The 26,335-nt window shown below is 67.5% G+C and carries 21 protein-coding genes; 11 read left to right on the top strand and 10 right to left on the bottom strand.

All coding sequences use genetic code 11. The features are described from left to right. The 6 genes from prmB to ACZ5YA_RS08835 all read left to right on the top strand — a co-directional run bounded on the left by prmB (position 1) and on the right by ACZ5YA_RS08835 (position 8,266). Positions 1-897 (top strand): 50S ribosomal protein L3 N(5)-glutamine methyltransferase, encoded by an 897-nt coding sequence (gene prmB, locus ACZ5YA_RS08810; RefSeq protein ID WP_059373627.1) that lies wholly within the window; start codon positions 1-3, stop codon positions 895-897. Next, a complete protein-coding gene (locus ACZ5YA_RS08815) occupies positions 894-2,828 on the top strand; it encodes an ABC-F family ATP-binding cassette domain-containing protein (RefSeq protein ID WP_251881627.1) in 1,935 nt (644 codons plus the stop codon). Before prmB ends, ACZ5YA_RS08815 begins: the two co-directional genes overlap by 4 nt. 124 nt (positions 2,829-2,952) lie before the next feature. Continuing rightward, positions 2,953-3,441 (top strand): RNA polymerase sigma factor, encoded by a 489-nt coding sequence (locus ACZ5YA_RS08820; protein WP_118932706.1) that lies wholly within the window; start codon positions 2,953-2,955, stop codon positions 3,439-3,441. Between the two features lie 2 nt (positions 3,442-3,443). Further along, the gene (locus ACZ5YA_RS08825; protein WP_464092380.1) at positions 3,444-4,361 is read left to right on the top strand and encodes a FecR family protein; all 918 of its coding nucleotides are present in this window, start codon (positions 3,444-3,446) and stop codon (positions 4,359-4,361) included. A gap of 117 nt (positions 4,362-4,478) precedes the next feature. Next, complete coding sequence (locus ACZ5YA_RS08830; RefSeq protein WP_464092381.1) at positions 4,479-7,112, top strand: TonB-dependent receptor plug domain-containing protein; 2,634 nt, start codon at positions 4,479-4,481, stop codon at positions 7,110-7,112. Further along, a complete protein-coding gene (locus ACZ5YA_RS08835) occupies positions 7,085-8,266 on the top strand; it encodes a cytochrome-c peroxidase (protein ID WP_464092382.1) in 1,182 nt (393 codons plus the stop codon). Before ACZ5YA_RS08830 ends, ACZ5YA_RS08835 begins: the two co-directional genes overlap by 28 nt. Positions 8,267-8,329: 63 nt before the next feature. Here ACZ5YA_RS08835 and ACZ5YA_RS08840 read toward each other — a convergent pair whose 3' ends face one another. Genes ACZ5YA_RS08840 through ACZ5YA_RS08850 form a run of 3 tightly spaced genes read right to left on the bottom strand, consistent with a single transcriptional unit; the run spans position 8,330 to position 12,140 of the window. Continuing rightward, positions 8,330-8,635 carry a chorismate mutase gene (locus ACZ5YA_RS08840; protein WP_054456030.1) on the bottom strand — a complete coding sequence of 102 codons (306 nt, stop codon included), beginning with the start codon at positions 8,633-8,635 and terminating at the stop codon, positions 8,330-8,332. Between the two features lie 5 nt (positions 8,636-8,640). Then, a complete protein-coding gene (locus ACZ5YA_RS08845; RefSeq protein WP_059373632.1) occupies positions 8,641-10,935 on the bottom strand; it encodes a UvrD-helicase domain-containing protein in 2,295 nt (764 codons plus the stop codon). Further along, positions 10,932-12,140: a DesA family fatty acid desaturase gene (locus tag ACZ5YA_RS08850; RefSeq protein WP_054456025.1), complete on the bottom strand. Its 1,209-nt coding sequence runs from the start codon at positions 12,138-12,140 to the stop codon at positions 10,932-10,934. Before ACZ5YA_RS08850 ends, ACZ5YA_RS08845 begins: the two co-directional genes overlap by 4 nt. 355 nt (positions 12,141-12,495) lie before the next feature. Here ACZ5YA_RS08850 and ACZ5YA_RS08855 point away from each other — a divergent pair, with 355 nt between their 5' ends. Continuing rightward, positions 12,496-12,891 (top strand): hypothetical protein, encoded by a 396-nt coding sequence (locus ACZ5YA_RS08855; protein ID WP_059373634.1) that lies wholly within the window; start codon positions 12,496-12,498, stop codon positions 12,889-12,891. A 14-nt stretch (positions 12,892-12,905) separates the two neighbouring features. Here the strand turns inward: ACZ5YA_RS08855 and ACZ5YA_RS08860 are convergent, their stop codons facing one another. Next, positions 12,906-14,246, bottom strand: coding sequence for an RsmB/NOP family class I SAM-dependent RNA methyltransferase (locus tag ACZ5YA_RS08860; protein ID WP_464092840.1), 1,341 nt, complete (start codon positions 14,244-14,246; stop codon positions 12,906-12,908). A gap of 1,024 nt (positions 14,247-15,270) precedes the next feature. Further along, positions 15,271-15,927 carry a phosphoribosylglycinamide formyltransferase gene (purN, locus tag ACZ5YA_RS08865; RefSeq protein ID WP_118932857.1) on the bottom strand — a complete coding sequence of 219 codons (657 nt, stop codon included), beginning with the start codon at positions 15,925-15,927 and terminating at the stop codon, positions 15,271-15,273. A gap of 134 nt (positions 15,928-16,061) precedes the next feature. On the opposite strand from purN, the gene ACZ5YA_RS08870 reads away from it, so the two are divergent. The 4 genes from ACZ5YA_RS08870 to coaBC all read left to right on the top strand — a co-directional run bounded on the left by ACZ5YA_RS08870 (position 16,062) and on the right by coaBC (position 21,783). Then, positions 16,062-17,027 carry a bifunctional riboflavin kinase/FAD synthetase gene (locus ACZ5YA_RS08870; protein ID WP_059380498.1) on the top strand — a complete coding sequence of 322 codons (966 nt, stop codon included), beginning with the start codon at positions 16,062-16,064 and terminating at the stop codon, positions 17,025-17,027. Next, complete coding sequence (gene ileS, locus ACZ5YA_RS08875) at positions 17,017-19,878, top strand: isoleucine--tRNA ligase (RefSeq protein WP_464092383.1); 2,862 nt, start codon at positions 17,017-17,019, stop codon at positions 19,876-19,878. The genes ACZ5YA_RS08870 and ileS overlap by 11 nt, the downstream gene beginning before the upstream one ends. Before the next feature lie 2 nt (positions 19,879-19,880). Further along, positions 19,881-20,420, top strand: a complete 540-nt coding sequence (lspA, locus tag ACZ5YA_RS08880; RefSeq protein WP_059380496.1) for a signal peptidase II — start codon at positions 19,881-19,883, stop codon at positions 20,418-20,420. A 166-nt stretch (positions 20,421-20,586) separates the two neighbouring features. Then, positions 20,587-21,783, top strand: coding sequence for a bifunctional phosphopantothenoylcysteine decarboxylase/phosphopantothenate--cysteine ligase CoaBC (coaBC, locus tag ACZ5YA_RS08885; protein WP_059380495.1), 1,197 nt, complete (start codon positions 20,587-20,589; stop codon positions 21,781-21,783). Positions 21,784-21,878: 95 nt separating this feature from the next. Here coaBC and ACZ5YA_RS08890 read toward each other — a convergent pair whose 3' ends face one another. The 5 genes from ACZ5YA_RS08890 to pepE all read right to left on the bottom strand — a co-directional run bounded on the left by ACZ5YA_RS08890 (position 21,879) and on the right by pepE (position 26,319). Continuing rightward, positions 21,879-22,772: a cation diffusion facilitator family transporter gene (locus ACZ5YA_RS08890; protein WP_118932852.1), complete on the bottom strand. Its 894-nt coding sequence runs from the start codon at positions 22,770-22,772 to the stop codon at positions 21,879-21,881. Positions 22,773-22,896: 124 nt separating this feature from the next. Beyond that, a complete protein-coding gene (locus tag ACZ5YA_RS08895; protein WP_059380503.1) occupies positions 22,897-23,886 on the bottom strand; it encodes a Bug family tripartite tricarboxylate transporter substrate binding protein in 990 nt (329 codons plus the stop codon). 119 nt (positions 23,887-24,005) lie between these two features. Beyond that, positions 24,006-24,692, bottom strand: a complete 687-nt coding sequence (locus tag ACZ5YA_RS08900; RefSeq protein WP_118932851.1) for an AroM family protein — start codon at positions 24,690-24,692, stop codon at positions 24,006-24,008. Continuing rightward, positions 24,689-25,618, bottom strand: a complete 930-nt coding sequence (locus ACZ5YA_RS08905; protein WP_059380492.1) for a DUF1177 domain-containing protein — start codon at positions 25,616-25,618, stop codon at positions 24,689-24,691. Before ACZ5YA_RS08905 ends, ACZ5YA_RS08900 begins: the two co-directional genes overlap by 4 nt. Next, positions 25,615-26,319, bottom strand: coding sequence for a dipeptidase PepE (gene pepE / locus ACZ5YA_RS08910; RefSeq protein WP_464092384.1), 705 nt, complete (start codon positions 26,317-26,319; stop codon positions 25,615-25,617). The genes ACZ5YA_RS08905 and pepE overlap by 4 nt, the downstream gene beginning before the upstream one ends. Positions 26,320-26,335 lie beyond the last annotated feature (16 nt).

The following is a 26,335-nucleotide window of genomic DNA, read 5'->3' on the forward strand; positions in this document are numbered from 1 at the left end:
ATGTATCAATCCGCCCGCCAAGAACTGCTGACCCTGCGCGACCTGATCCGCTACGGCGTGTCACGCCTGAACGCCGCCCAGGTGGCGCTGGGACATGGCAGCGACAATGCCTGGGACGAGGCGGTCTACCTGACGCTGCACGCCTTGCATCTGCCGCTGGATACGCTGGAGCCCTTTCTGGACGCCCGCGTGCTCAGCGAAGAACGCAACCGCGTGCTCGACCTGATCGACCGCCGCGTGACCGAGCGCCTGCCCGCCGCCTACCTCACCAACGAGGCCTGGCTGCGCGGCCACCGCTTCTACGTGGACCAGCGCGTCATCGTGCCGCGCTCGCCCATCGCCGAATTGCTGGACCAGGGCCTCGCGCCCTGGGTGCAGGATGCGCTGGCGGTTGAGAACGTGCTGGACATGTGCACGGGATCCGGCTGCCTGGCGATCCTGTCCGCGCTGGCCTTCCCCTATGCCCACGTGGACGCGGTCGACGTGTCGCCGGATGCGCTGGAAGTGGCGCGCCGCAACGTGGACGACTACGGTCTGACGGACCGGCTGGACCTGCACGAAAGCAATCTGTTCGACAGCCTGCCGCCGCGTCTGTACGACGTGATCATCTGCAATCCGCCCTACGTGAACAGCGGCTCCATGGACGTCCTGCCCCAGGAGTACCGCCACGAACCGCAGCTGGCGTTGGCCGGCGGCGACGACGGCATGGACCTGGTGCGCCGCATCCTGGAAGCGGCGCCGCGCTTTCTCACGCCGGAAGGCGTGCTGGTGCTGGAGATCGGCCACGAACGCGACTTCTTCGAAGCCGCCTTCCCGCAGCTCTCGCCCGTCTGGCTGGACACGGAAGAAGCCTCCGACCAGCTTCTGCTGCTTACCCGCGAGCAACTCAGCCTGTGATACGCGCTACTGGATTGACCCTGCGCCGCGGCACCAAGGTGCTGCTGGACGGCGCTGAATTCGTCGTGCATCCGGGCGAGCGCGTGGGCATCGTCGGCAAGAACGGCGCGGGCAAGTCCTCGCTGTTCGCGCTCTTGACCGGCACGCTGGACCTGGACGCGGGCAACCTGGCCATGCCCGCAGGCTGGCGCATAGCCAGCGTCAAGCAGGAAATCGAAGCCGACGAGCGCCCGGCGCGCGAATTCGTCATCGACGGCGACACGCATCTGCGCGAGCTGCAGGCGCGCCGCGCCGAGCTGACGGACGAGCAAGGCACGCAGATCGCCGAGGTGGAAGCGGCGCTGGTGGAAGCCGGCGCCTGGAGCGCGGCCTCGCGCGCCGAGCAGTTGCTGGCCGGCCTGGGCTTCAAGCCCGCCGAATGGATGCAGCCGGTGGCGAGCTTTTCCGGCGGCTGGCGCATGCGCCTGGCCCTGGCCCGCGCGCTGATGGCGCCGTCCGAATTGCTGCTGCTGGACGAGCCCACCAACCACTTGGACCTGGACGCCATGCTGTGGCTGGAGAAATGGCTGGCGGCCTATCCCGGCACCGTCATGCTGATTTCCCACGACACCGAGTTCCTGGACGCGGTCGCCAAGTCCATCCTGCATTTCGACCACGCCAAGCTGGTGCGCTACCGCGGCGGCTATGGCGACTTCCTGACGCAGCGCGCCGAGCGCCTGCGCCAGACCAATATCGCCTACGAACGCCAGACCCGCGAAGCCGCCCGGCTGCAAGGCTTCATCGACCGCTTCAAGGCCAAGGCGTCCAAGGCCAAGCAGGCGCAGAGCCGCGTCAAGGCGCTGGCGCGCATGCAGGTGCTGGCGCCCTTGCATGCCGAAGCAGGCATCGACATCCGCATCCCCTCGCCCGACCAGGTACCGGATCCGCTGCTGACCCTGGAACATTTGTCGGCCGGCTACACGGACGCCGACGGCAACGCGGTGCCCATCCTGCGCGACGTGACGCTGATGGTGCGCGCCGGCAGCCGCGTCGGCGTGCTGGGCGCCAACGGCGCCGGCAAGAGCACGCTGATCAAGACCCTGGCCGAAGAGCTGCCGGTGCAGGCCGGCACGCGCCGCGCCTCGCGCGGGTTGGCCATCGGCTATTTCCATCAGCACCAGCTGGACATGCTGGACGTGGACAGCACGCCCATCGCCCATCTGGCGCGCCTGGCTCCCGAGACCCGCGAACAGGAGCTCCGCAACTATCTGGGCGGCTTCGGTTTTTCCGGCGACACGGTGACCAGCAAGGTCGGTCCCATGTCCGGCGGCGAAAAGGCGCGCCTGGCGCTGTCCCTGATCGTCTGGCAAAAGCCCAACCTGCTTCTGCTGGACGAACCCAGCAACCACCTGGACGTGGAAACGCGCGAAGCCCTGGCCGCCGCGCTGGCGGACTTCGGCGGCAGCATGCTGCTGGTGTCGCATGACCGGCATCTGCTGCGCACCACCGTGGACAGCTTCTGGATCGTGGCCGACGGCGCGGTACAGGAGTTCGACGGCGACCTGGAGGACTACCGCGACTGGCTCGCCGCCCGCAACGCCGGCGAACGCGCGGAAGCCGCGCGCGAAAACGCCGCAGGCAACGAACCGGTGGTGGACCGCAAGGCCCAGCGCCGCGCCGAAGCCGAACAGCGCCAGCGCCTGTCCGCGCTGCGCAAGCCGCTGGAATCCAGGCTCGCCAAGGTCGAGACCGAGATGGAGAAGCTGCGCGCCAAGCTGCATGCGCTGGACGCCGTCATCGCCGACCCGGACCTGTACTCGGATGCTCGCCGCGCCGAACGCCAAAAGGTCATGGCCGAGCATGGCGAGCACGGCAAGCGCATGGACGAGCTGGAAGAGCAGTGGCTGGAAATCCAGGGTTCCCTGGAAGAGATCGAACAGTCCGAGGCCTGACGGCCTGCGGCGGGCGCCCTGCCCGCCGCCGCTTCCTTCACGCCCTCTTTATCTAGAAATAGAAATCGTTATCATTTATACTTTGCCGCGAATTTGACTCTATCTGGCGCCCGGCGCCGGCGACATGTCTACGCTCACGGAAGTATTTCTCCGCCATTACCGAGAGGTGCTGGGTTTCCTCTCCCTGCGCACCGGCTCGCGCGACGTCGCACAGGACTGCGCGCAGGACACCTGGATCAAACTGGCGGAATTCAAGGACAGGACGCGTCCCGACAACGACCGCGCCTACGTCTTCCGCGTGGCCGCCAATATCGCTACCGACTGGCACCGGCGCCGCAGCCGCGAACAGATCGCCACCGCCGACTACGCCGCTTCGCGCCCTACCCTGCACGAGCCCGACACCCTGGACGTGGCTGCCGCGCGGCAGATGCTGCGCAGGCTGGAAGCCGCGCTGCTGACCCAGCCGCGTCGCAGCCTTGACGTGTTCGTGCTGCACCGGCACGAGGGCCTGAGCTACCGCGCCATTGCCGAGCGTTTTGCGATTTCTGTCAGCGCGGTGGAAAAGCACATGATGCGTATCCTGCTGGCCTGCGACCAGGCGCTGGCGTCCTGAGCATGGCCGCCCCCAAGACCGGCAGCGCCCAGGAAGAAGCGTCGCGCTGGGTCGTGCGCCACAGCGGCCAGGGCATGGATGCGCAAGCTCAGGCGGAGTTCGAAGCCTGGTACCGCGCCGACGCCAGCCACGCCGACGCCTATGAACGGCTGGCGCGCCTGTGGCGGCGCATGGGCGAAATCGATCGCGGCAAGCTGGCGCCGCGGCGCACGCGCAAGCGCGGCGCGGCGGCGGCGCTGGCCGTGCTGGCGGCCTGGCCGGCCTGGCAACTGCTGCGCGCCACCCATCCCGGCGCGGACTACACGACCGGCGCCGAAGTGCGCCGCGTGGCCCTGCCCGACGGCTCCAGCGCCACCTTGGACGCGGACTCGGCCATCGCCATCGATTTCGCGCCAGGCAAGCGCGAAGTACGGCTCCTGGCCGGACGGGCGCTGTTCTCGGCCGCGCCGCGCGCGCCCGGCGGTCCGGACTTCACGGTAGTGACGCCGGACGCGTCCGCAGCCGCGCTCGGCACCCGCTATGTCGTGGCGCGCGAGGCCGACGGCACGCGCGTGGCAGTGTACGAACATCGCGTCGCAGTCCATTGCCTGGCCTGCCAGGATGACACCGCCTTGGTGCTGGACGCGGGCCAGGAAGCCGCCGTGTCGGCGACGGGCATCGCCCGCCTCGCCACCGCGCAGGAACCGGCGCCGGACTGGAGCCAGGGCCTGCTGGCTTTCAACAATGTCGCATTGCCGCAGGCTGCGGCGCGGCTCTCCCGCTATGGCGGCAAGCACATCCTGGTGCTGGGCGACACCGCCAGGCGTTTGCACGTGTCGGGCACAGCCAGCATCGGCGATCCCAAGCGTGCGCTGGAACTGCTGCTGGCGCAGACCAAGGTCGGCATTACCGAACTGCCCGGCCTGTTGATCTTGCGTTAGAGCCGTTTGCTAATCAGTAAATGAGAATCGATATAAATTATTCATCGGCAATCCACTGAGGTAATCCGTACCTGCACACGTCCTACGGCTGACATCAACACCCGCTTGGACGCATTCATGCTGTTTCTCCACTTCAACCGGCGCGCGCGCCGGTCTGGCGCTACGGCGGCGCTGCTCGCCGCCGCGTTGCTCACGGCCTCGCCGGCCCCTGCTCAGCCCGCCGCGCCCGTTGCCTATGACCTGCCGGCCCAACCCCTGGGCGACGCCTTGCTCGCGTTGGGCCGGCAAGCCGGCCTGGAGATCTCGTTTCCGCCGGCGGCGGTAGCGGGCAAGACCTCCCCGCCGCTGCACGGAGAGTATTCGCCGCTGCTCGCGCTGAACCACCTGCTGGCGGGGTCCGGGCTGGCGCTACGCGCGGACGGCCCCGGACGCTACATCGTCTACGTGGACAAGACCAACCAGTTTTCCGCCCTGCGCCTGGACGCCGTGCGGGTCTACGGCGAACAGGTCGGCGAGCGCATCTATACCCGCGAGGACATCGCCGAGACGCCCAGTTCCAATCGCGACCTCAGCACGCTGGTGGCGACGCATCCGGCGGTGCGCACCAATCCGGGCGCGGCCGGCTCGCAGAACCGCGGCTCACTCAACGTGGAAGACATTTCCTTCCACGGCTCCAGCCCCTACCAGAACCTGTTCCAGCTCGACGGCATGGACGCGACCAACCGCGTGAATCCGGCCAGCAAGAATCTGAACCTGCAGGTCGGCAACGTGCCCAGCAACCCACAGTCGTACTTCGTGGACACGAGCCTGCTGGAGGAAGTCCGCGTGCACGACAGCTTCGTGCCGGTGGAGTACGGTGGCTTCACCGGCGGCGTGGTGGACGCGAGATTGCGCCGGTTCTCGGGCGAAAACCGCCTTAACCTCGACTACCGCTGGAACACCTCCAAGATGACGCGGCAGCAAGTCGCCGAGGGCGAAGAGAACAATTGGGCCAAAGGGAAACCGGGTTACTCACCCGAATGGAAGAAGCGTTTCTATTCGGCCGTGGGCGATCTGGCCTTCAATGAAAAATCGGGCGCGGTGCTGGCCATGTCGCGGCGCGAATCGGACATCACACGCTGGAACATGGGCGTGGATGACAAGGGGCAGCCGACCCCGGGCCAGGATGCCTACCGCGACCGCATTGACAACTTCCTGGGCAAGTTCAGCGTGCGCGCCAGCGCCGATACCACGGCCGACCTGACGCTGAAGTACAGCGACCGCAGCGAAACCCTGGCCAGTGACCTGTTCCGGCACACGCGCTGGGACAACAACCATGGGGCGCGCGGTATCGGCGCCAACGTGGATCACTATTTCAAGGGGGGACGCCTGGCATTGCAGGCGGGCTGGGACCGGTCGCTGAGCAACCGCGAATCCATCGGCGACGAACTCGTGACCTTCCGGCCCTACCGGCTGCCGCAGTACACGGCCGGCGGCTTCGGCAAGGAACAGACGCGGCAGGACACCTGGACGCTGAAGGGCCGCGTCGACCTGGATCCGGTACGGACGGGCGTGTTCACGCACATTCCGTACGCGGGGGCCGAACTGAACCGGGTCCAGGCGAACTTCGAGCGTTTCCAGAAAAGCCATTCCTACCAGCGGGCTTATAACCGCGATGGCAGCTATCGCGACTACAGCAAGGTCCGTTACCTGCCCGGCACCGTGGACGTGAACTACGACATGGCCAGCCTGTACCTATCGGACCGCATCGAGTGGGAACGGCTGGCCTTGGACGCTGGCCTGCGTTACGACCGCGAAACTTTCCTGGGCAGCAACAACGTGTCGCCGCGCACGCGGCTGGACTGGGACATGTTCGGATCGGGCGACACCCTGCTCAGCGCCGGATGGTCGCGCTATTACGGCTCCAGCGTGCTGGAAACCGCGCTTGAAGCGGAAAGAAGCCGCCTGCGGCGCCAGGTGCTGGACAAGAACGGCAACCCCGTGGCGGACGGCGGCAAGGAGTACTACGTGGAGTACAAGGGCTTGCGCATGCCCTATGACGACGAATGGGCGATCTCGCTGCGCCAGCGCATGGCCGGCGTGGAAGGCGTGCTGAGCTACGTGCGCCGCAACGGCCGCGACCAGTGGACCAAGACCGGCACCGAAAAGGACGGCTACCGCTACACCAACGAAGGCCTGTCCACCACCGACGGCGTCAGCCTGTCGCTACGCACACTGGAGCCCTGGCGCCTGGGCGAAACGCGCTGGAACATGCAGGCAAGCTGGAGCTGGCAGAAACGCAAGACCAACGCGGACCTGGTCGAAGGCTACAACGGCGACGCGCGCGACCCCGACGAATACGTGATCTACAACGGCTCGCGCCTGCGCGCCATCGACCTGCCGCCAAGCTCCTTCTACCAGCCGCAGATCGCCACGCTCAGCCTGACCGGCGCGTGGCCGCGCACAGGCCTGACCTGGAGCAACATGGTGAACTGGCGCAGCAAGCGCGACGCCACCATCTACGTGGGACTGGGTCCGCGGCCCGATTATCTGGAGCGTTTCGAATCCGGCGAGATCCCGTCCTATTGGACCTGGGACACCAAGCTTTCCTGGAATCCCACGTTCGCGCGCAGCCTGGAATTCACGGTCGAAGTCCTGAACGTGCTGGACCGCAGGCCCGCCGTGACGGCCAGCAATCCGAACGTCAAGACCAACCGCAGTACCTATCAGACGGGACGGGAGCTATGGCTGCAAGTCGGTTACCGCTTCTGATCCTGGGCGCGGCGCTGGCGCTGGCGGCGTTCGCGTCCCACGCCGATGCAGACGCCCAGGACGATCAGACCGCCTGCCGCACGTCCACGGGCTGGAACGCCGCCTGCCTGCGCCCGCACTACGCTGGGCCGCCCTCGACCTGGCCTGCGCCCACGATCGATCCTGGCGTGGACTGGCGCGAATGGGGGCCGGCGCCGCCGGCCTCCAGTCCGCCCCTGGCCTGGACCGCGGCCAATGCCGGCCAGGCAGAACTTGCCGCAGACGTTGCGCGTCCGGCGGTGGTGACGCTGGGGCAGATGCTGTTCTTCGATACCCGGCTGTCGCGCAAGGGGCAGGTGTCCTGCGCCTCCTGTCATCTGCCGCAGCGCGCCTTCACCGACGGCCTGGCGCTGGCCGTGGGCGAAGACAAGCTGATGGGCAGGCGGCGCTCCACGCCGCTGTATGCGGCGCCGTTCGCGCCCCGGTTGTTCTGGGACGGACGCGCCGCCAGCCTGAAGGAACAGGTGCTGGGCCCCATCCACGATCCCCGCGAAATGAACCATGATGCCGACGGCGCCGTGGCGCGGCTGCTGGCGGCCGACGCCTACCCGGCGCAGTTCCTGCAGGCGTTCGGCGCGGCGCCGGCCGCTCGGCCGCCAGTGGATGCCGACCGCCTGGCGCGCGCGCTGGCCGCCTATGTCGCGACGCTGCGGCCCGAGCCCACGCGCTTCGACACATTCCTGGATGGGCAATCCGACGCGCTGGACGATGCCGAGCTGATCGGCATGCACCTGTTCCGCACCCAGGCGCGCTGCATGAACTGCCACAGCGGCGCGATGCTGACCGACCACCAGTTCCACAACATCGGCCTGTCCTTCTATGGCCGCCGCAACCAGGATCTGGGACGCTACGAAGCGACGCGCGATCCCGCCGATCTGGGCAAGTTCCGCACGCCCAGCCTGCGTAATGTGTCGCGCGCCGGACCGTGGATGCACAACGGCATGTTTCCCGATCTGAAGGGCCTGCTGCGGATGTACAACGCCGGCATGGGCCGCGACCCCGAGCCCAGCGATCCGCCCGACCCCTATGCGCCGCGCAAGTCCGAACACATCCGGCCGCTTGCGTTGAGCGCGGACGAGATCGACGTCTTGCTGGCGTTCATGCGGGTCTTGTAGGAAAGGAAGAGGCGGCGCGCGGCGACTCGCTGATGCAAGCTGCCGCGCGCCGCCGGCCTGGCATTACGAGTAGGGGCGCTCGCGCAGGCGGGTGTGGTGGTCGACCACGGTGTCGATCACTTCGCGCAGGATGGTTTCGGCTAGCGCGGGCGGCACGCCCGCCTCTTGCGCCAGGCGGCGGATGCGCGCGACCTGCTGCTCTTCGCGCTTGGGATCCACCAGATCCATGCCAAGGTCGCGCTTGAGCTCGCCGATCATGTCCGTGCAGCGGAACCGCACGCCCAGCAGCAGCATGATCTGCTGGTCGATTTCATCGACCTCGGCGCGCAGCGACGCCAACTCGGCTTTGGAAGTATCGTTGTCGGCCATGAGTATCAACCCTGAACAATGTCGAGTTTGGCGATGCCCAGCGCCAAGGTCTTGGCGCCCACGTCGCGGAACTGGATTTCAGCCTGGGCGTCCTGCCCTGCTCCGCTCAAGCCGATGATCGTGCCCTCGCCGAACCGCGCGTGGTGCACGCCCTGACCTACACGATACTGCTTGTCGCCCACCGTGACGCCGGTGGTGACGCTGCGGGCTTGACGCGGCGCAATGGTATTGGTGGGCTTGCGGCCGAAAGCGTCGCCGCGATTGCCGCCGCCCCAGCCAGCGCCCGTGCCGCCGACCTGGGCCAGGCCGGCCTTGGGCGACAGCCACTTCAGGTGCTGTTCGGGGATTTCTTCCAGGAAGCGCGAACGCATCGCGTAGCGCGTCTGGCCGTGCAGCATCCGGCTTTGCGCCAGGCTGATGTACAGACGCTGGCGCGCGCGCGTGATGGCCACATACATGAGGCGGCGCTCTTCTTCCAGTCCGGAAGCTTCCAGGACGCTGTTCTCGTGCGGGAACAGCCCCTCTTCCAGGCCGGTGATGAAAACCGCGTCGAACTCCAGGCCCTTGGCGGCGTGCACGGTCATGAGCTGGACGGCGTCCTGGCCTTGCTGGGCCTGGTTGTCGCCCGCTTCCAGCGCTGCGTGCGACAAGAATGCCGCCAGCGGGGTCAGACCGTCGGACGCCACGACCGGCGCGTCGACCACGCCCGCGTTCAGCGTGGAGGCCGTGTCCTGTTCGGGCACGACGCCGGCAGGCATGCCGTCGTAGTTTTCCTCGGACGCGAACACCGCCGCGGCGGTGACCAGTTCGCTCAGGTTTTCCAGGCGCTCCGCGCCTTCGCGTTCGGCCTTGTAATGCGCGTTCAGCCCGCTGGCCTCGAGCATGTGCTCGACCATTTCCGGCAACGGCAGGTCGCGGGTCTCTTCGATCAGGCGATGGATGAGTTGCGCGAACTGCGCCAGGTTGGAGCCGCCCTTGCCGGGCACCAGGGCCACGGCCGCGTACAGGCTGGTGTCGTGCGCGCGCGCGGCGTCGCCCAATTGCTCCAGCGTGCGCGCGCCGATGCCGCGCGTGGGAAAGTTGACGACCCGCATCCACGAGGTGTCGTCGTGCGGGTTGGCCATCAGGCGCAGGTAGGCCAGCGCGTGCTTGATTTCCTGGCGCTCGAAAAAGCGCAAACCGCCGTACACCTTATAGGGAATGCCGGCGGAAAAGATGGCGTGTTCCAGCACGCGCGACTGCGCGTTGCTGCGGTAGAGCACGGCGATCTCGCGGCGCAGGCTGCCTTCGCGTATCAGCGAACGGATTTCGTCCACGATCCACTGCGCTTCCATGCCGTCGGACGGCTGCTCGATGACGCGCACCGGCTCGCCGTCGCCTTGCTCGGTCCAGAGATTCTTGCCCAGGCGGCCGGTGTTGTGGCCGATCAGCGCGTTGGCCGAATCCAGGATGTGGCCGAAGGAACGGTAGTTCTGCTCCAGGCGGATCACGGTGCCGCGCGCATAGTCGCGCTCGAAGTCGGCCATGTTGCCGACGTTGGCGCCGCGGAAGGCATAAATCGACTGGTCGTCGTCGCCCACCGCGAAGATCGCGGCGCCGCCGCCAGCCAACAGGCGCAGCCACTTGTACTGCAGCGTGTTGGTGTCCTGGAACTCGTCGACCAGAATATGGCGGAAGCGGCGCTGATAGTGCTCGCGCACCGGCGCATTGCGCGACAGCAGTTCGTAGGCGCGCAGCAGCAGCTCGGCGAAGTCCACCACGCCCTCGCGCAGGCACTGGGCCTCGTAGAGCTGGTAGATCTCGATCAGGCGGCGGCGATGGGCGTCATAGGCTTCCACGTCGGCGGGACGCAGGCCCTCTTCCTTGGCGCCGTTGATGAAGCGCTGCACATCGCGGGGAGGATACTTTTCGTCGTCGACGCCGTTGGCCTTCATCAGGCGCTTGATCGCCGCGAGCTGGTCGGTGACGTCCAGGATCTGGAAGCTTTGCGGCAGGCCGGCATCGCGGTGATGCGCGCGCAGCATGCGGTTGCACAGACCGTGGAAGGTGCCGATCCACAGGCCGCGCGTATCGATCGGCAGGATGGCCGACATGCGCGCAAGCATTTCGCGCGCCGCCTTGTTGGTGAACGTGACCGCCAGCAGCCCAAAAGGCGAGGCCTGGCCGGTTTGAATCAGCCAGGCCATGCGGGTGGTGAGCACCCGGGTCTTGCCGCTGCCCGCCCCGGCCAGGACCAGGGCGTGCTGCGGTTCTAACGTTACTGCGGCGCGTTGTTCAGGATTGAGCTTCTCTAGCATCATGCCGCGTAGCGGCGCAGACGTTGAGCGAATTGCTCGAGCCCGGCGATGCCGCTTTGCTGGGCGCGCTGGCACCAGGCCTGCAGGTCATGAAGAAGCTGTTCGCTGCTGGCGCTGGAGCTTTCCCAGATGCGGCCGAGTTCGCGGCGCATCTGCACCAGCGTGGCCAGCGACTTGTTGCGGGCAATGGCTTGATCCACGGCGGCAACCTGTTCGGGCTGGAGGATGTCCTCGTTGCGGTGGATGGCGCGGCGCACGCTGTGCAGCTTGGTCCAGTCGCACTCGGCGCTGTCCTTGTTGCGCGAATCCTTCAGCTTGGCCAGCTCTTCACGGGCGGCGCTCTTGATCACGTCCGCATAGCGGGCCATGACTTCGTAGCGGTGCGTGATCACGCCCTGCAGGGTGCGCAGGTCGATGCCGGTCTTGCTGTCGTCCAGCTTCAGCTTGGGCGCAACCTTCTTGATCTTGGCCAGGCCGAAGAACTTCAGGATGTTGATGTAGCACCAGCCGATGTCGAACTCGTACCACTTGGCCGAGAACTTGGCCGACGTGCCGTGGGCGTGATGGTTGTTGTGCAGCTCTTCGCCGCCGATCACGATGCCCCAGGGGAACACGTTGGTGCTGGTGTCCGGGCTGTTGTAGTTGCGGTAGCCCCAGTAGTGGCCGATGCCGTTGACGACGCCGGCGGCCCAGAAGGGGATCCAGGCCATCTGCACGGCCCACACGGTGACGCCGATGGCGCCGAACAGGGCGATGTCGATGGCGAGCATGGTCAGCACGCCCCACAGGCTGTGCTTGCTGTAGACGTTGCGCTCGAGCCAGTCGTCAGGCGTGCCGTGGCCGAACTTGGCCATGGTTTCCTTGTTGTTCGATTCTTCGCGGTACAGTTCCGCGCCGCGGAACAGCACCTTCCAGATGCCGAACAGGATGGGCGAATGGGGATCGCCTTCCTTTTCGCACTTGGCGTGGTGCTTGCGGTGAATGGCCACCCATTCCTTGGTGACCATGCCGGTCGTCATCCAGAGCCAGAAACGGAAGAAGTGCATGACGGCCGGATGCAGATCCAGACCACGGTGCGCTTGGCTGCGATGGAGAAAGACCGTGACCGACACAATCGTGATGTGCGTCACAACCAGAGTGAACACGACAACCTGCCACCAAGTGGCTTGGGTCAGACCGCCGGCAATGAAGGAAAGGATGTAATCCATAAAGCTGTAAGGAGCCTCGCTAGAGAAGTGCCTGGAGTTTAGCTTACCTTGGCTGACTTATGACAAGGTAGTTTCAAAATAGTTTTTGAGCGAAATCAAGGACTAAGCCCCGGTTTTTCAGGGCAAAAAGCCACTCTCGCAACCAAAAACGCAGGTTGCGAGGCCGAGCCTTGCGGCACGCGGCGCTAGGGCCGTCCTCCCCAGGGTAGGTGGGGGGCATACGCGAAGGCGCAAGGTTTGGGCTCGATTTCACCGTTAAAGTTCCTGTCAGCTTGGCGTCCGGTCTTGAAGCGGACTTGCGGCTGGCGCACACTGCGGGTGCTTTACCGACCAAACTGTCTCTTTTGTCCCACTGATGTTGCTGAAAAAAATCCGTCCCCAATTTTTTTACGCCCTGGCCGCGCTGGGAACCGCCCTGCCCGCCGCCGTTTCCGCGCAAACGCTGAAATCGGGCGACGTCGCCGTGCTGGCCTCGTACTACGAGATCCGCGGATCGGACTGCCTGGCGCTGCGCGCGCCGCGCGTGTCGCTCACCATGACGCCGCGCCTGGGCAAGGCCAACATCATGCAGACGCGGGGCCAGTCCAGCGATTCCGGGCGTTGCGCCTACCAGACCGTGCCGGTGTCCCAGGTGGTCTACCAGGCTGACCAGGCGGGCAATGACAGCCTGGCCTGGGAAGTGAAGTACCAGAACAAGACCCTGGGCACGCGGCGCTACAGCGCCACGGTGGTGGTGACGCCGGGTCCCTGACCCGGCGCCCCCGATCAGGCCGGCTGGTCCTGCGGACCGGCCGCGTCGTCCTCGGACGTTGCTTCAGCCGCAGCCTCATCCGTTTCCGAGGCTACTTCGGCCGCGGTCGCCGCGCCCTTCTTCTTGCGCTCGAATACCGCGGCGAAAAAGCCGTCGGTGCCGTGCACGTCGGGGCGCAGCTGCACGTAGGGGCCGTCCAGCTTCAGGTTTTCACAGCGCGCGGCCAGGATCTCGGCGGCGTCCAGGCGCTCGAAATCGGGATGGCTGGCGAGGAAACGCTCGGCCTGGACCTCGTTTTCCTCGGCCAGCAGGCTGCAGGTGGCGTACACCAGGCGGCCGCCCGGAGCAACGCAACGCGCCGCGCTGTTGAGAATGCGTTCCTGCAGCTGACCCAGTTCGGCCAGCGCCTCGGGGTGCTGGCGCCATTTCAGGTCCGGATTGCGGCGCAGGGTACCGATACCGCTGCAAGGGGCGTCGACCAGCACGCGCTGGGCCTTGCCGGCCAGACGCTTGACGCGGGCGTCGTTTTCGCTGTCGATGACCACCGGCACCACGTTGGACAGGCCGCTGCGCGCAAAGCGCGGCTTGGCGCGCTGCAGGCGGGCCGCGGACACGTCGAACGCGTACAGGCGGCCGGTGGAGCGCATCAGCGCGCCCAGCAGCAGCGTCTTGCCGCCCGCGCCGGCGCAGAAATCGATGATCATTTCGCCGCGGCGCGGCGCCACCAGCAGCGCCAGCAACTGGCTGCCCTCGTCCTGGACTTCGATGCTGCCGTTCTCGAACTGCGGCCAGCGGTTGATGGCAGGACGGCCTTCCATGCGGATGCCCCAGGGCGAATAAGGCATGGCGACAGGTTCGTAGCGGCCGGCGCCCTGCTGCAATTCGGCCAGCATGGCGTCGCGCTCGACCTTCAGCGGGTTGACGCGCAGGTCCAGGCTGGCCTGGCGGTTCAACGCCTCGATCAGCGTTTCCGGGCTGTCCATGGCGCCCAGGCGTTCGTCCAGCCAGTCAGGGATGCTGCCGCGCACGGCGCGCGGCAGGGTCGCCAGGTCGATCTGCGACACGCGCTGCAGCCATTCGGCTTCGCCGGCGTCCATGCCTTCGGCCAGCGCCTCGGCGCCCAGCGTCGCGGCCAGTCCCAGGATGGCCAGGCGGCGCGAAGCGGGACCGACGCCGCTTTCGCCGAACTGGCGGTAGCGGCGCAGATGGCGCAGCACGTCGTAGACGGCCTCGGCGACCTCGGAGCGATCGCGCGCGCCCAGATTCGGATGGTTGCGCAGCCAGTGCGACAGGGCCGCGTCGGCCGGATAGGTCCATTGCAGGATTTCGCCCAGGACGCGCTGGACCTGGTCGATGCGGATCGCCGCGTGCGATTGGCGCGGGCGGTTGAATTGAGGTTTGGGCGGACGGTCCTGGCCGCCGTCGCTGCCGCCGCCGCGCGGGCCGCCATACTGGCCGCGCTCGCCGCCGCGATCATCGCCTCGCGGCGAGCCATAAGACGGACGCGAGTCCGAGCGGCCATCACGACGATCCGAACCATAGGAGGCGCGCTCGCCGCCACGGCCTTCGCCGCGCGGAGCGTCATAGGACGGACGCGGGCCGGGACGGCCTTCACGGCGTTCCGAACCATAGGAAGCGCGCTCGCCGCCACGGCCTTCGCCGCGCGGGGCGTCGTACGACGGACGTTGGCCCGGGCGGCCTTCGCGGCGTTCCGAACCATAGGAAGCGCGTTCGCCGCCACGGCCTTCGCCGCGCGGAGCGTCATAGGACGGACGCTGGCCCGGGCGGCCTTCACGGCGTTCCGAACCATAGGAAGCGCGTTCGCCGCCACGGCCTTCGCCGCGCGGGGCGTCGTACGACGGACGCTGACCCGGACGGCCTTCACGACGTTCCGAACCATAGGAAGCGCGCTCGCCGCCACGGCCTTCGCCGCGCGGGGCGTCGTAGGACGGACGCTGACCCGGACGGCCTTCACGGCGTTCCGAACCATAGGAAGCGCGTTCGCCGCCACGGCCTTCGCCGCGCGCCGGGTCGAAGGACGGACGCGGGCTCGGACGGCCTTCGCGGCGGTCCGAACCGTAGGCGCCGCGTTCGCCGCCACGGCCTTCGCCGCGCGGCGCGTCGTAGGACGGGCGCGGCGTCGGGCGACCGCCGGAGCGCTCGTCGCGGCTGCCGCCGGAACGGTCGTCACGGGCGCTGTCGCGTGCGATCGGCGCGCGCGCGTCGCCCTTGGGGCGCGAGAAGAAGGACCGACCGTCGCGGCCTTCGGACGCGGCCCTGGCGGCGCCTGCCGGACGGGAACGCGGAGATTGGGGTTTGGTCATGGTGTATTCCAGTGGGGCGGAGGGCTTCCGCCCGAAAAATTCGATTCGGGGCCGCTCAGGCGGCCGGCGACCAGGCGAAAAGGCGATCGGGATCGCCCTGCACGTTGACGCGATGGTCGCTGGTCAGGGTAACCCGGCCTTCGGCAAGCCAGCGCACCGCCGCCGGAAAAGCCCGGTGTTCGACCGCCAGCACGCGCTCGGCCAGGGATTCGGGCGTATCGCCCGCCAGGACCGGCACGCAGCCCTGGGCGATGATGGGGCCGTGGTCCAGCACCGGCGTGACGAAGTGCACGGTGCAACCGTGCACGCGCACCCCGGTCGCCAGGGCCTGGGCGTGCGTGTGCAGCCCGGGAAACGCCGGCAGCAGCGACGGGTGGATGTTCACCAGCCGGCCGGCGTAGTGATTGACGAAGCCCGGGGTCAGCACGCGCATGAAGCCCGCCAGGATGACGTAATCGGGTTCGTAGCGGTCGATTTCGGCGGCCAGCGCGGCGTCGAAGGCTTCGCGGCTGGCGTAGTCCTTGTGGTACAGCGCGCCGGTGGGGATGCCCTGCTGGGCCGCCCACTCCAGGCCGGCGGCGTCGGGCTTGCTGGCGATGACGGCGGCGACTTCGGCCGGCCAGCCTTCATTGCGGCAGGCCTCGGACAGCGCCTGCATATTGCTGCCGCGTCCCGAGATCAGGATGACGATGCGGCGCTTGGTGGTAGATATTTCCGGCAAGATAAGGAATTCCAAGGGAAATCGGGCCCGTCCGCCCTACGCAATCCCGCGCGCGGCGACAGCCTGGACGCGCGGCAAGTAAGGACAGGAACAAACCCGGAATCCAAAATTGTAAACTCTCGCTCGTGAAACCATCGCTGCGCATCTACCGATCCCTGCCCCCGCCCGACCGGCGCGCCCCTTGCGCGCTGACGATCGGCAATTTCGACGGCGTCCACCGCGGACACCAGGCCATGCTGGCGCGCGTCTGCCAAGTCGCGCGCGACCGCAACCTGACGCCCGCCGTGATGACCTTCGAGCCGCATCCGCGGGAGTATTTCGCCACCCTCAACCAACGCCCTGAGCTCGCGCCCACCCGGATTTCGGGTTTGCGCGACAAGCTGGCGGCGCTGGCGCGTTACGGCATCAGCCAGGTCGTGGTGGAGCGTTTCAACGCGCGCCTGGCTGAAATGTCGGCCAACGCCTTCATCGAACAATTGCTGGTCCAGGGCCTGCACGCCAAATGGCTGCTGGTGGGCGAAGACTTCCGCTTCGGCCACAAGCGCAGCGGCGACATCGACCTGCTGCGCGAGGCCGGCCTGCGCCATGGCTTCGAGGTGCAGACGCTGGCGGACGTGACCGACCAGCAAGGGCACCGGATATCCAGTTCCGAGGTGCGCACCGCGCTGGCGGTGGGCGACCTGGAACGCGCCCGCCACCTGCTGGGCCACCCGTACCACATCAGCGGCCACGTGATCCACGGCCAGAAGCTGGGCCGCACGCTGGGCTTTCCCACCATGAACCTGCGGGTGGCGGAGCGCTGCGCCGCGCGCTCGGGCATTTACGTGGTGCAGGTCTACGGCCTGGCCGAGCGGCCGCTGCCGGCGGTCGCCAGCCTGGGCGTGCGCCCCACGGTCGAAGACCGCGGCCGCGTGCTGCTGGAGTCGCACCTGCTCGACGAGACTGTCGACGCTTACGGTAAACTCGTACGCGTCGAATTCCTGCAAAAGCTGCGGGACGAAGAAAAATTTCCTGACCTCCCTTCCCTGACTGCCGCCATCGCCGAAGACGCGCGAAACGCGCGCGCCTATTTTGCCGTTCATGGACTATAAAAAGACCCTCAACCTGCCCGATACCTCCTTCCCCATGCGGGGCGACCTTGCCAAGCGCGAGCCCGCCTGGATTTCGCAGTGGGAGGAAAACCACGTCTACCAGGCGATCCGCGCCGCCAGCCGCGGCCGGCCGCGCTTCGTGCTGCACGACGGCCCGCCCTACGCCAACGGCGACATCCACATCGGCCACGCGGTCAACAAGATCCTGAAGGACATCATCGTCAAGAGCCGCAACATGGCCGGCTATGACGCGCATTACGTGCCGGGCTGGGACTGTCACGGCATGCCGATCGAAATCCAGATCGAAAAGAAGTACGGCAAGCACCTGCCCGTGGCGGAAGTGCAGTCGAAGGCCCGCGCCTACGCGCTCGAGCAGATCGACCGCCAGCGCAAGGACTTCAAGCGCCTGGGCGTGCTGGGCGAGTGGGATCGTCCCTACATGACGATGAACTTCAGCAATGAAGCCGACGAAATCCGCGCGCTGGGCCGCATCCTGGACAAGGGCTACGTGTTCCGCGGCCTGAAGCCCGTGAACTGGTGTTTCGACTGCGGCTCGGCCCTGGCCGAAGCCGAGGTCGAGTACGCCGACCGCGTCGACCCGGCGGTGGACGTGGCCTTCCCGTTCGCCGAGCACGCCAAGCTGGCCAGCGCCTTCGGCCTGGACTCGGTGGAAGACGGCGCCATCGTCATCTGGACCACCACGCCCTGGACCATCCCGTCCAACCAGGCGCTGAACCTGCATCCCGAAATCGAATACGCGCTGGTGCGCGTGACGCCGGTTCCCAAGTTCGGTCCGCTCCTGCTGATCGCCAAGGAACGCGTCGAAGCCTGCCTGAAGGCCTGGAACCTGGAAGGCGAAGTGATCGCCACGGCCCCGGGCGCGGCGCTGTCGGGCATCGAATTCCGCCACCCGCTGGCGCAGTTCAATGCCGCCTACGACCGCAAGTCGCCCGCCTACCTGGGCGACTACGTCACGGCCGACTCCGGCACTGGCGTGGTGCACTCGGCGCCGGCCTACGGTATCGAAGACTTCATCTCGTGCAAGGAGCACGGCATGAAGGACACCGATTTCATCAGCCCGGTCATGGGCGACGGCAAGTACGTGGACAGCCTGGCGCTGTTCGGCGGCCTGTCCATCTGGGACGCCAACCCCAAGATCGTCGAGGCGCTGACGGAAGCCGGCGCGCTGATGCACGTGGAAAAGCACAAGCACAGCTACATGCACTGCTGGCGCCACAAGACCCCCATCATCTACCGCGCCACCAGCCAGTGGTTCGCCGGCATGGACGTGGCCCCCAAGGACGGCGGCCCGACCCTGCGCGAATCGGCGCTGGCCGGCATCGACGCCACGGCCTTCTACCCGGCCTGGGGCCGCGCCCGCCTGCACGCCATGATCGCCAACCGCCCCGACTGGACCTTGTCGCGCCAGCGGCAATGGGGCACGCCGATGGCCTTCTTCGTGCACAAGGAAACCGGCGCGCTGCACCCGCGCACCGCCGAATTGCTGGAACAGGTGGCGCAGCGCGTCGAGCAAGGCGGCATCGAAGCCTGGCAGACGCTGGACCCGCGCGAACTGCTGGGCGACGAAGCCGACCAGTACGAAAAGAACCGCGACACGCTGGACGTGTGGTTCGACTCGGGCAGCACGCACGCCACGGTGCTGGGCGGCAAGGACGGCGACTTCGCCGGCTCGCACGGCGCTGAGCTCGCCTGGCCCGCCGACCTGTACCTGGAAGGCTCGGACCAGCACCGCGGCTGGTTCCATTCGTCGCTGTTGACCGGCTGCATGCTTTACGGCCAACCGCCCTACAAGGCCCTGCTCACGCACGGCTTCGTGGTGGACGGCCAGGGCCGCAAGATGAGCAAGTCGGTGGGCAACGTGATCGCCCCGCAAAAGGTGTCCGACTCGCTGGGCGCGGAAATCCTGCGCCTGTGGGTGGCTTCCACCGATTACTCCGGCGAGCTGTCCATCTCCGACGAGATCCTGAAGCGCGTGGTCGAAGGCTACCGCCGCATCCGCAACACGCTGCGCTTCCTGCTGGCCAACCTGGCCGATTTCGACGCCGTGACGCAGTCCGTGCCCTATGGCGAGCTCTTCGAGATCGACCGCTACGCGCTGGCCATGACCGCGCAGATGCAGGCGGAAGTCCAGGCCAACTACGAACGCTACGACTTCCACCCGGCCGTCTCGCGCCTGCAGACGTTCTGCTCGGAAGACCTGGGCGCGTTCTACCTGGACATCCTGAAGGACCGCCTGTACACCTCGGCCGTGGACAGCCGCGCGCGCCGCTCGGCCCAGACGGCCCTGCTGGACATCACGCAAACGCTGCTCAAGCTGATGGCCCCGATCCTGTCCTTCACTGCCGAAGAAGCCTGGAAGGAACTGGTCAGCTCGGCCTTGAAGAACCAGGCCGACGCCGCCCGCACCACGATCTTCACCGAGGTCTACCACGCCCTGCCGCCGTTCGCCGACGCCGACGCCCTGTCGGCCAAGTGGACGCGCCTGCGCGCCATCCGCGCCGAAGTCCAGCGCAAGCTGGAAGAAGTGCGCACGGCCGGCGACATCGGCTCCTCGCTGCAGGCGGAAGTGGACCTGTACGCCAACGGCGCCGACCAGGAACTGCTGGCCAGCCTGGGCGACGACCTGCGCTTCGTGCTGATCGTCTCGCGCGCCACGGTGCACGCGGGCGAAGGCGAGACCCGCATCGAGGTCACGCCGTCCACGCACAAGAAGTGCGAGCGCTGCTGGCACTGGCGCCTGGACGTGGGCCAGGACGCGGACCATCCCGAGATCTGCGGCCGCTGCGTGTCCAACCTGTTCGGCTCGGGCGAAGCCCGCGACAAGGCTTGAGCATGGCCCGCCCCTCCGAACCCGGAGTGACGGGCGCCGCCGCCCCCGCCCGCGCCGCGCCTGCGCGCGTGGGCGGCTGGCTGGCGCTGGCACTGCTCATCATCGTGCTGGACCAGCTGACCAAGGTCTACTTCAACACCTCGTTCCAGTATGGCGAGCGCGTCAACGTGCTGCCGGTCTTCGACTTCACGCTGATGTACAACCGCGGCGCCGCCTTCAGTTTCCTGGCGTCCGAGGAAGGCTGGCAGCGCTGGCTGTTCACCGGCCTGGGCTGCGTGGCGGCGGTGGTCATCACCATCATCCTGCGCCGCACCCATGGCCAGCCGCGCTTCAGCCTGGCGCTGACCCTGATCCTGGGCGGCGCCATCGGCAACGTCATCGACCGCGTGGTCTATGGCCACGTGGTGGACTTCCTGCTGTTCTACTGGAACAACTCCTACTTCCCCGCCTTCAATCTGGCGGACGTGGGCATCACCTGCGGCGCCGTGCTGCTGGTGCTGGACGAACTCCTGCGCGGCCGCAAGGCCAAGACCCAGGCCTGAAGACGGCCCGGCCGGGGCGCGATGCCCCGGCTTGCTCCCGCATTTCCCACGGTTTTTGTCCTGTTTGATGCCCCCTGAACGCATCGCGAACGGCGCAATGCCGCAATGCAGAATAAAATCACTGTCCGTTCCTCGTTTACACGGCGCTGAACCCGCCGCCTCCCTCATGCTCGACCTCGCCCGCAAACGCATCGTCCTCGGCCTGACCGGCGGCATCGCCTGCTACAAAATCGCCGAACTGGTGCGGCGCATGACCGAACAAGGCGCCACCGTCGACGTGGTGATGACCGAGGCGGCTACGCACTTCATCACGCCGGTCACGATGCAGGCCCTGTCGGGCCGTCCGGTGTTCGTGGATGCCTGGGATGCCCGCGTGCCCAACAACATGGCGCACATCGACCTGACGCGCGGCGCGGACGCGGTGCTGATCGCGCCGGCCAGCGCCGACTTCATGGCCAAGCTGGCGCACGGCATGGCCGACGACCTGCTGTCCACGCTGGCGCTTGCGCGCGCCTGTCCCCTGCTGGTCGCGCCCGCCATGAACCGCGAGATGTGGGCCAACCCGGCCACGCAGCGCAATGTGGCGCAGTTGCGCGCCGACGGCATCAGCGTGCTGGGTCCGTCCGCCGGCGAACAGGCCTGCGGCGAAACGGGCGACGGCCGCATGCTGGAAGCGCATGAACTGCTGACCGACCTGATCGCCTTCTTCCAGCCCAAGCTGCTGGCCGGCCGCCACGTGCTGCTGACCGCCGGCCCGACGTCCGAACCCGTGGATCCGGTGCGCGTGCTGAGCAACCGTTCGTCGGGCAAGACCGGCTACGCGCTGGCGCGCGCCGCGCGCGAAGCCGGCGCCCGTGTCACGTTGATCACCGGCGCCACCTTCCTGCAGGTGCCGCGCGGCGTCACCGCGCTGTCAGTCACCACCGCGCGCCAGATGCACGACGCCGTGATGGCCAGCGCGGCCGACGCGGACATTTTCATCGCCGTGGCCGCCGTGGCCGACTGGCGCGTGAAGAACGTCAGCAACCAGAAGCTGAAGAAAACCAGCGAAGGCGGCGGCGCGCCCGTGATGGAATTCGAACCCAATCCGGACATCCTGGCCGAAGTGGCCAAGCTGCCCAACGGCCCCTGGTGCGTGGGCTTCGCGGCCGAAACCGAGAAGCTGGCCGAGCATGCCGAAGCCAAGCGCACGCGCAAGGGCATACCGCTGCTGGTGGGCAACCTGGCGCACAAGGTCATGGACGCGGACACCACCGAACTGGTGCTGTTCGACGAGCAAGGCACCCATCCCCTGCCCGCCGCCGACAAGCTGGACGCGGCGCGGCGCCTGATCGCCGAGATCGCCGCCCGCTTCCCGAAGTAAAAGCCAGGCCGCGGTTCCGGCCTGGCTGCTGACCAACCCCTGTTTCCGGACAGGGGTTTTTCTTTGCCGCGGGCTTGCCGCTCATGCGGCCGTCGTCAGTGGACATGCTCCTGCGAGGAACGATCCTCGCGCTCCATCTGCAGCGTCGTATGGTGCAGATGGAAATCCGCCTGCAGACGTTTCTCGATGGCGCGGCGCACCTGTTCGCCGTCGGCCCCGGCCGCCAGCACCACGTGGCCCGTCAGCATCGGATTGCTCTGCGTCACTGCCCACAGGTGTATGTCGTGAATCGAGACCACGCCGGCCGTGTCGGCGATGGCCTCGCGCACGGCCTGCAGGCTCATGCCCGGCGGCACGCCCTCCAGCAGGATGTTCACGCATTCGCGCAGCAGCATCCAGGTGCGCGGGAACACCATGAAGCCTATGCCGACCGCCAGCGCCGAATCCACCCAGCGCCAGCCCGTGAACCAGATGAGCACGGCGCCGAGGATCACGCCGATCGAACCCAGCATGTCGGCCCAGACCTCCAGGTAGGCGCCCTTCACGTTCAGGCTTTCGTCCTTGGCGCCAGCCAGCATGCGCATCGAGATCAGGTTGACGATCAGCCCGACCACGGCGACCGCCAGCATCCCCAGGGACTGGATGTCCGCCGGCGCCGACAGGCGCTGGTAGGCCTCGTACAGGATGTAGAACGCCACGCCCAGCAGCACCAGCGCGTTGACCGCCGCGGCCAGGATCTCGAAGCGGGCGTAGCCGTACGTACGCATCAAGTCAGCCGCCTTGCGGCCCGCGCGTATCGCCACCAGCGCCAGCAGCAAGGCCATGGCGTCGGTCATCATGTGCATGGCATCGGAAATCAATGCCAGGCTGCCCGTGATCATGCCGCCCGCGATCTCCACCAGCATGAAGCTGCCGGTCAGGCCAAAGGCGATCCAGAGGCGGGATTCGGGCAAGGCGCGGACGTCGCCGTGCTGATGGCTGTCGCTCATGACTGTCCTGATCGTGGAAAGGCTCCATGACAAAGCCTGTAGCGGCTTCAGAGTCAAGCACGGCGGCGCGCGCCATGAAAAAAACCCTCCGTGTTACCGGAGGGTTTTTGTTGGGCAACCCGGCTTACTGCTCCAGGCTGATGTTGGCCGCCTTGACGATGTCGGCCCATTGCTGGCGGTCCTTCTCCAGGAACTGGCTGAACTGCTCGGGCGTCATGCCGGTGACCGGCTCGGAACCCAGGCCGGCCATCTTCTCGACCAGCGCGGGCTGCTTCAGCACGTCCTGCATGGCCGCGTAGTAGGCGGCCAGCACGTCGGCCGGCAGGCCGGCGGGCGCGAACACGCCTTGCCAGGTCGGCATGTCGAAGCCCTTCAGGCCCTGCTCGTCCAGCGTCGGCACGTTGGGCAGTTGCGGCGCGCGCTTGATCGAGGCCACCGCGATCGCCTTGACCTTGCCCTGCGAAGCCAGCGGCGCGGCGGTGGAGATGTTGTCCATCGTCATGGCGATGTGGCCGCCCAGCAGGTCGGTGATGACGGGCGCGGCGCCGCGGTAGGCGGCATGCGGCACCTTCACGCCCAGCTTGTACAGCATGGTCTCGGCGATCAGGTGGTTGGAAATGCCCACGCCGGCGGTGCCGTAGGTGGCGGTCGGCGTCTTCTGGAAGTATTCCTTGAGTTCGGCCAGGTTGTTGGCCGGCACATCCTTGTTGACGATGACCACGTTGGGCTGCACCGCGGCCAGCGTGATGGGTGTGAAGTCCGACGGCTTGTAGTTCGTGCCCTTGGGGTTCAGGACATGGGTGATGGCCATGGACCCGGCGGCGGCGATGCCGATGGTGTAGCCGTCGGCCGGCGACTGGGCCAGGCGGTAGGCCATGATATTGCCGCCGGCGCCGGCCAGGTTTTCGACCACGACGGGTTGGCCCAGGCGCTGCGACAGGGGCTCGGCCAACAGGCGCGCCAAGGTGTCGGCGGAACCGCCGGGCGCGAAGCCCACCAGCAGGCGCACCGGCTTGACGGGCTTCCAGGCGTCGGCGGCGAAGGCCGGCGCGGCCGTCAGGGCTGTGACGGCGAACAGTGCGCCAGCGGCGCGATGCAGATTACGGCTGAACATGAAAAACACTCCCAACGATTGATTGACGAAGCCCGCTTCGTCTCCTCTCGCCGCTCGCCTGTCCCCGCCGCGCCGCGCATCGGTGTGCGCGGCAAGGTTGCGGGACGGGTTCGGCGGCGTTATTCCAATACTTGCGCCAGCGTCTGCGCCACCATGCGGTTGGACAGCAGCACCGGCCGGCCGGAAGCCTGCGCCACGGCCTGGCGCATGCGCTCGGCGTAGCCCATGCAATGCATGACGATCAGGTCGCAGGACGCGAGTTCGCGGCCCGCCCGCTCGAAGTTGAGCGCGGCCTGGGCCGCGTCGGCTTCGTAGGGGGAGGCATGCACGACCACGGTCTCGCAGGACAGCGGCACGACCATGTGGAAGGCGTCGACCTGCGCCTCCAGCGGCACCACCAGGCCCACCTTGCGGCAATGCTCGGCCAGGCCTGCGACCAGGTGGTCCACCACCTGCTGCGGCTCCACCACCAGCGTGCGCATCGGCGCGATCGCGGTGCCGGTGCACAGCGGCACCAGCACGTCGTAGCCCGCGGCGTCGGCCTGGCGCATGACTTCGGCCAGCCGCGCCTCGGCGGCGGCCGCGTCCAGTTCGATCTGCGAGCCGTCTCGCAGGCGGGTGGCAAAGCGGTATTCGCCCGGCTTGGGCGCGAGCGCGGCCAGGCCGGCGGCATCCAGTCCGTCGAGCGCGCCGAATTCGTCGATGCGCACCTGCGCGCCCAAGAGCGGCGCCATCTCGGGCACCACATCGCTGCGCGGCGACTGGCCGATGGTGAAGAACGCCACGCGGCGCGGCTGCGCGCTCATGCCTCGCCCGCGCTTTCGCGGCCCACGGTCTGCAGATGCGCCATCGAACCGTAGCGGCTCTGCAAGGCGGCCCATTCCTTGTCGTCGACGAAGCTCATCGCGCCTTGCCCGTAGAGCTTGGCGATCTCGATGCAGAAACGCATGGCGACGTCGGCGTCCACGGCGTTGGTCACGCCCGTGGCGCAGCCCGGCACGGTGGTTTGCGCGGTCAGCGCCACGCCCACCACCGGCGCGCCGGTGACGATCGTGGGCTGCATCAGCGAGTTCACGTGCTGCAGGCCGTTTTCGTAGGGCGTGATGTCCTGCGTGGTCAGCGGCAAGGTCAGCGGCAGCTCGCCGCTGACCCAGCCCATGACGTCCAGCATGGTCTCGGGGATGCGCAGCAGATAGCCCTGGCGCGCGACCGGCGTCAGCGCCACGCCGCGCTTGTTGACCAGGCGGTTGCCGCGCGTGGTGTCGACGGACAGGATCGCGTCCATGCGCGGGTCGACCTCATGCGACATCATCTCGCGCATCGGGAACGGCGAACGCATCATCGGCACCGGATGATGCGGCCGCGTGCCGGCGCGCGGACAGATGTGGGTGCGGATGCGCACCGTGCCCGGCATGACGTCGCCTTGGCGCGCCATGGCCATCAGCTTGAACGCCGCGGCAATCGCGACCACCGCGCCGTCGCTGTCGGACACCAGGCCGGTGACCGCCGGACGCGCGCCGATGCCGCCAAGGCGGCCGACGATGCCGAGTTGCGGCGCGGTTTCGTCGAGGCCCGGAATGACGATGGACAGGAATTCGGTGGCCGCGCCGTCGCGCTCCAGCCGGGTCACTTCGACTTCGCAGTTGCCCGCCGCGCGCAGTTGCTCGGCCACGGCCTCGCCCGTGATGTGGGCGGAGGACAGCAGTTCGATGGCGTCGATCACATGCTTCATGCCGGGATCTCCACGGGGCCCGGACGGAACACGCGCGGCTCTTCGTTGCCGAGGAACAGCGGCGCATCGTGCGGGCCGACCAGGTCGATCCGGTTGCCGCGCACGCGCAGCGCGGAGCCTTCCGGCAGGCCCAGCACGGGCATCCGCGGATTCAGCGTGCAGAACTCGGCCAGGCGTTGGGCGCGGGTTTCGCCGCGATGTCCGGGAGGATGGGCATTGGTGTAGTGCGGATTGATCTGGAACGACAGCAGGTCCAGGGCGTCGAAGCCTTGCGGATCCGTGATGGGCATGTCGTTGGTGGTGCAGATGCTGGGGCAGCTCAGGTTGGAGCCGGCGCTCCAGCCCAGGTAGGCCGCGCCCTCGCGCACGCGGCGCGCCACGACGTCCAGCAGGCCTAGTCGGCGTAGCTGGCCCAGCAGATTGAAGGTGTTGCCGCCGCCCACGATGATGATGGCGGCGCCTTCCAGCGCGGCCACCGGATCCTCGGCGCGATGCAGCCCCTGGATGGCCAGGGCGGTATCCGCCAGCGCCGATGCCACCAGCGCGGTGTAGTCGTCCCAGTCGCGCGTGACGCCGGCGTACGGCACGAAGACGGCCGGCGCGCCTTGCGGCAGCGACGCGATCAGTTCGCGGATGTCGGGCAGCGCGTGGACCAGATAGCCGGCGTCGCTGCTGGAATTGCTGAGGAGCAGTAGGTTCATGTGGAGGATTTCCGTA

The sequence above is a fragment of the Achromobacter sp. JCM 18799 genome (assembly GCF_055395645.1).

Coding starts and splice junctions, on each gene's coding strand:
- prmB (WP_059373627.1), top strand. CDS start 1: ATGTATCAATCCGCCCGCCAAGAACTGCTGACCCTGCGCGACCTGATC.
- ACZ5YA_RS08820 (WP_118932706.1), top strand. CDS start 2,953: ATGTCTACGCTCACGGAAGTATTTCTCCGCCATTACCGAGAGGTGCTG.
- ACZ5YA_RS08825 (WP_464092380.1), top strand. CDS start 3,444: ATGGCCGCCCCCAAGACCGGCAGCGCCCAGGAAGAAGCGTCGCGCTGG.
- ACZ5YA_RS08830 (WP_464092381.1), top strand. CDS start 4,479: ATGCTGTTTCTCCACTTCAACCGGCGCGCGCGCCGGTCTGGCGCTACG.
- ACZ5YA_RS08835 (WP_464092382.1), top strand. CDS start 7,085: ATGGCTGCAAGTCGGTTACCGCTTCTGATCCTGGGCGCGGCGCTGGCG.
- ACZ5YA_RS08840 (WP_054456030.1), bottom strand. CDS start 8,635: ATGGCCGACAACGATACTTCCAAAGCCGAGTTGGCGTCGCTGCGCGCC.
- ACZ5YA_RS08845 (WP_059373632.1), bottom strand. CDS start 10,935: ATGATGCTAGAGAAGCTCAATCCTGAACAACGCGCCGCAGTAACGTTA.
- ACZ5YA_RS08850 (WP_054456025.1), bottom strand. CDS start 12,140: ATGGATTACATCCTTTCCTTCATTGCCGGCGGTCTGACCCAAGCCACT.
- ACZ5YA_RS08855 (WP_059373634.1), top strand. CDS start 12,496: ATGTTGCTGAAAAAAATCCGTCCCCAATTTTTTTACGCCCTGGCCGCG.
- ileS (WP_464092383.1), top strand. CDS start 17,017: ATGGACTATAAAAAGACCCTCAACCTGCCCGATACCTCCTTCCCCATG.
- lspA (WP_059380496.1), top strand. CDS start 19,881: ATGGCCCGCCCCTCCGAACCCGGAGTGACGGGCGCCGCCGCCCCCGCC.
- coaBC (WP_059380495.1), top strand. CDS start 20,587: ATGCTCGACCTCGCCCGCAAACGCATCGTCCTCGGCCTGACCGGCGGC.
- ACZ5YA_RS08890 (WP_118932852.1), bottom strand. CDS start 22,772: ATGAGCGACAGCCATCAGCACGGCGACGTCCGCGCCTTGCCCGAATCC.
- ACZ5YA_RS08895 (WP_059380503.1), bottom strand. CDS start 23,886: ATGTTCAGCCGTAATCTGCATCGCGCCGCTGGCGCACTGTTCGCCGTC.
- ACZ5YA_RS08900 (WP_118932851.1), bottom strand. CDS start 24,692: ATGAGCGCGCAGCCGCGCCGCGTGGCGTTCTTCACCATCGGCCAGTCG.
- ACZ5YA_RS08905 (WP_059380492.1), bottom strand. CDS start 25,618: ATGAAGCATGTGATCGACGCCATCGAACTGCTGTCCTCCGCCCACATC.
- pepE (WP_464092384.1), bottom strand. CDS start 26,319: ATGAACCTACTGCTCCTCAGCAATTCCAGCAGCGACGCCGGCTATCTG.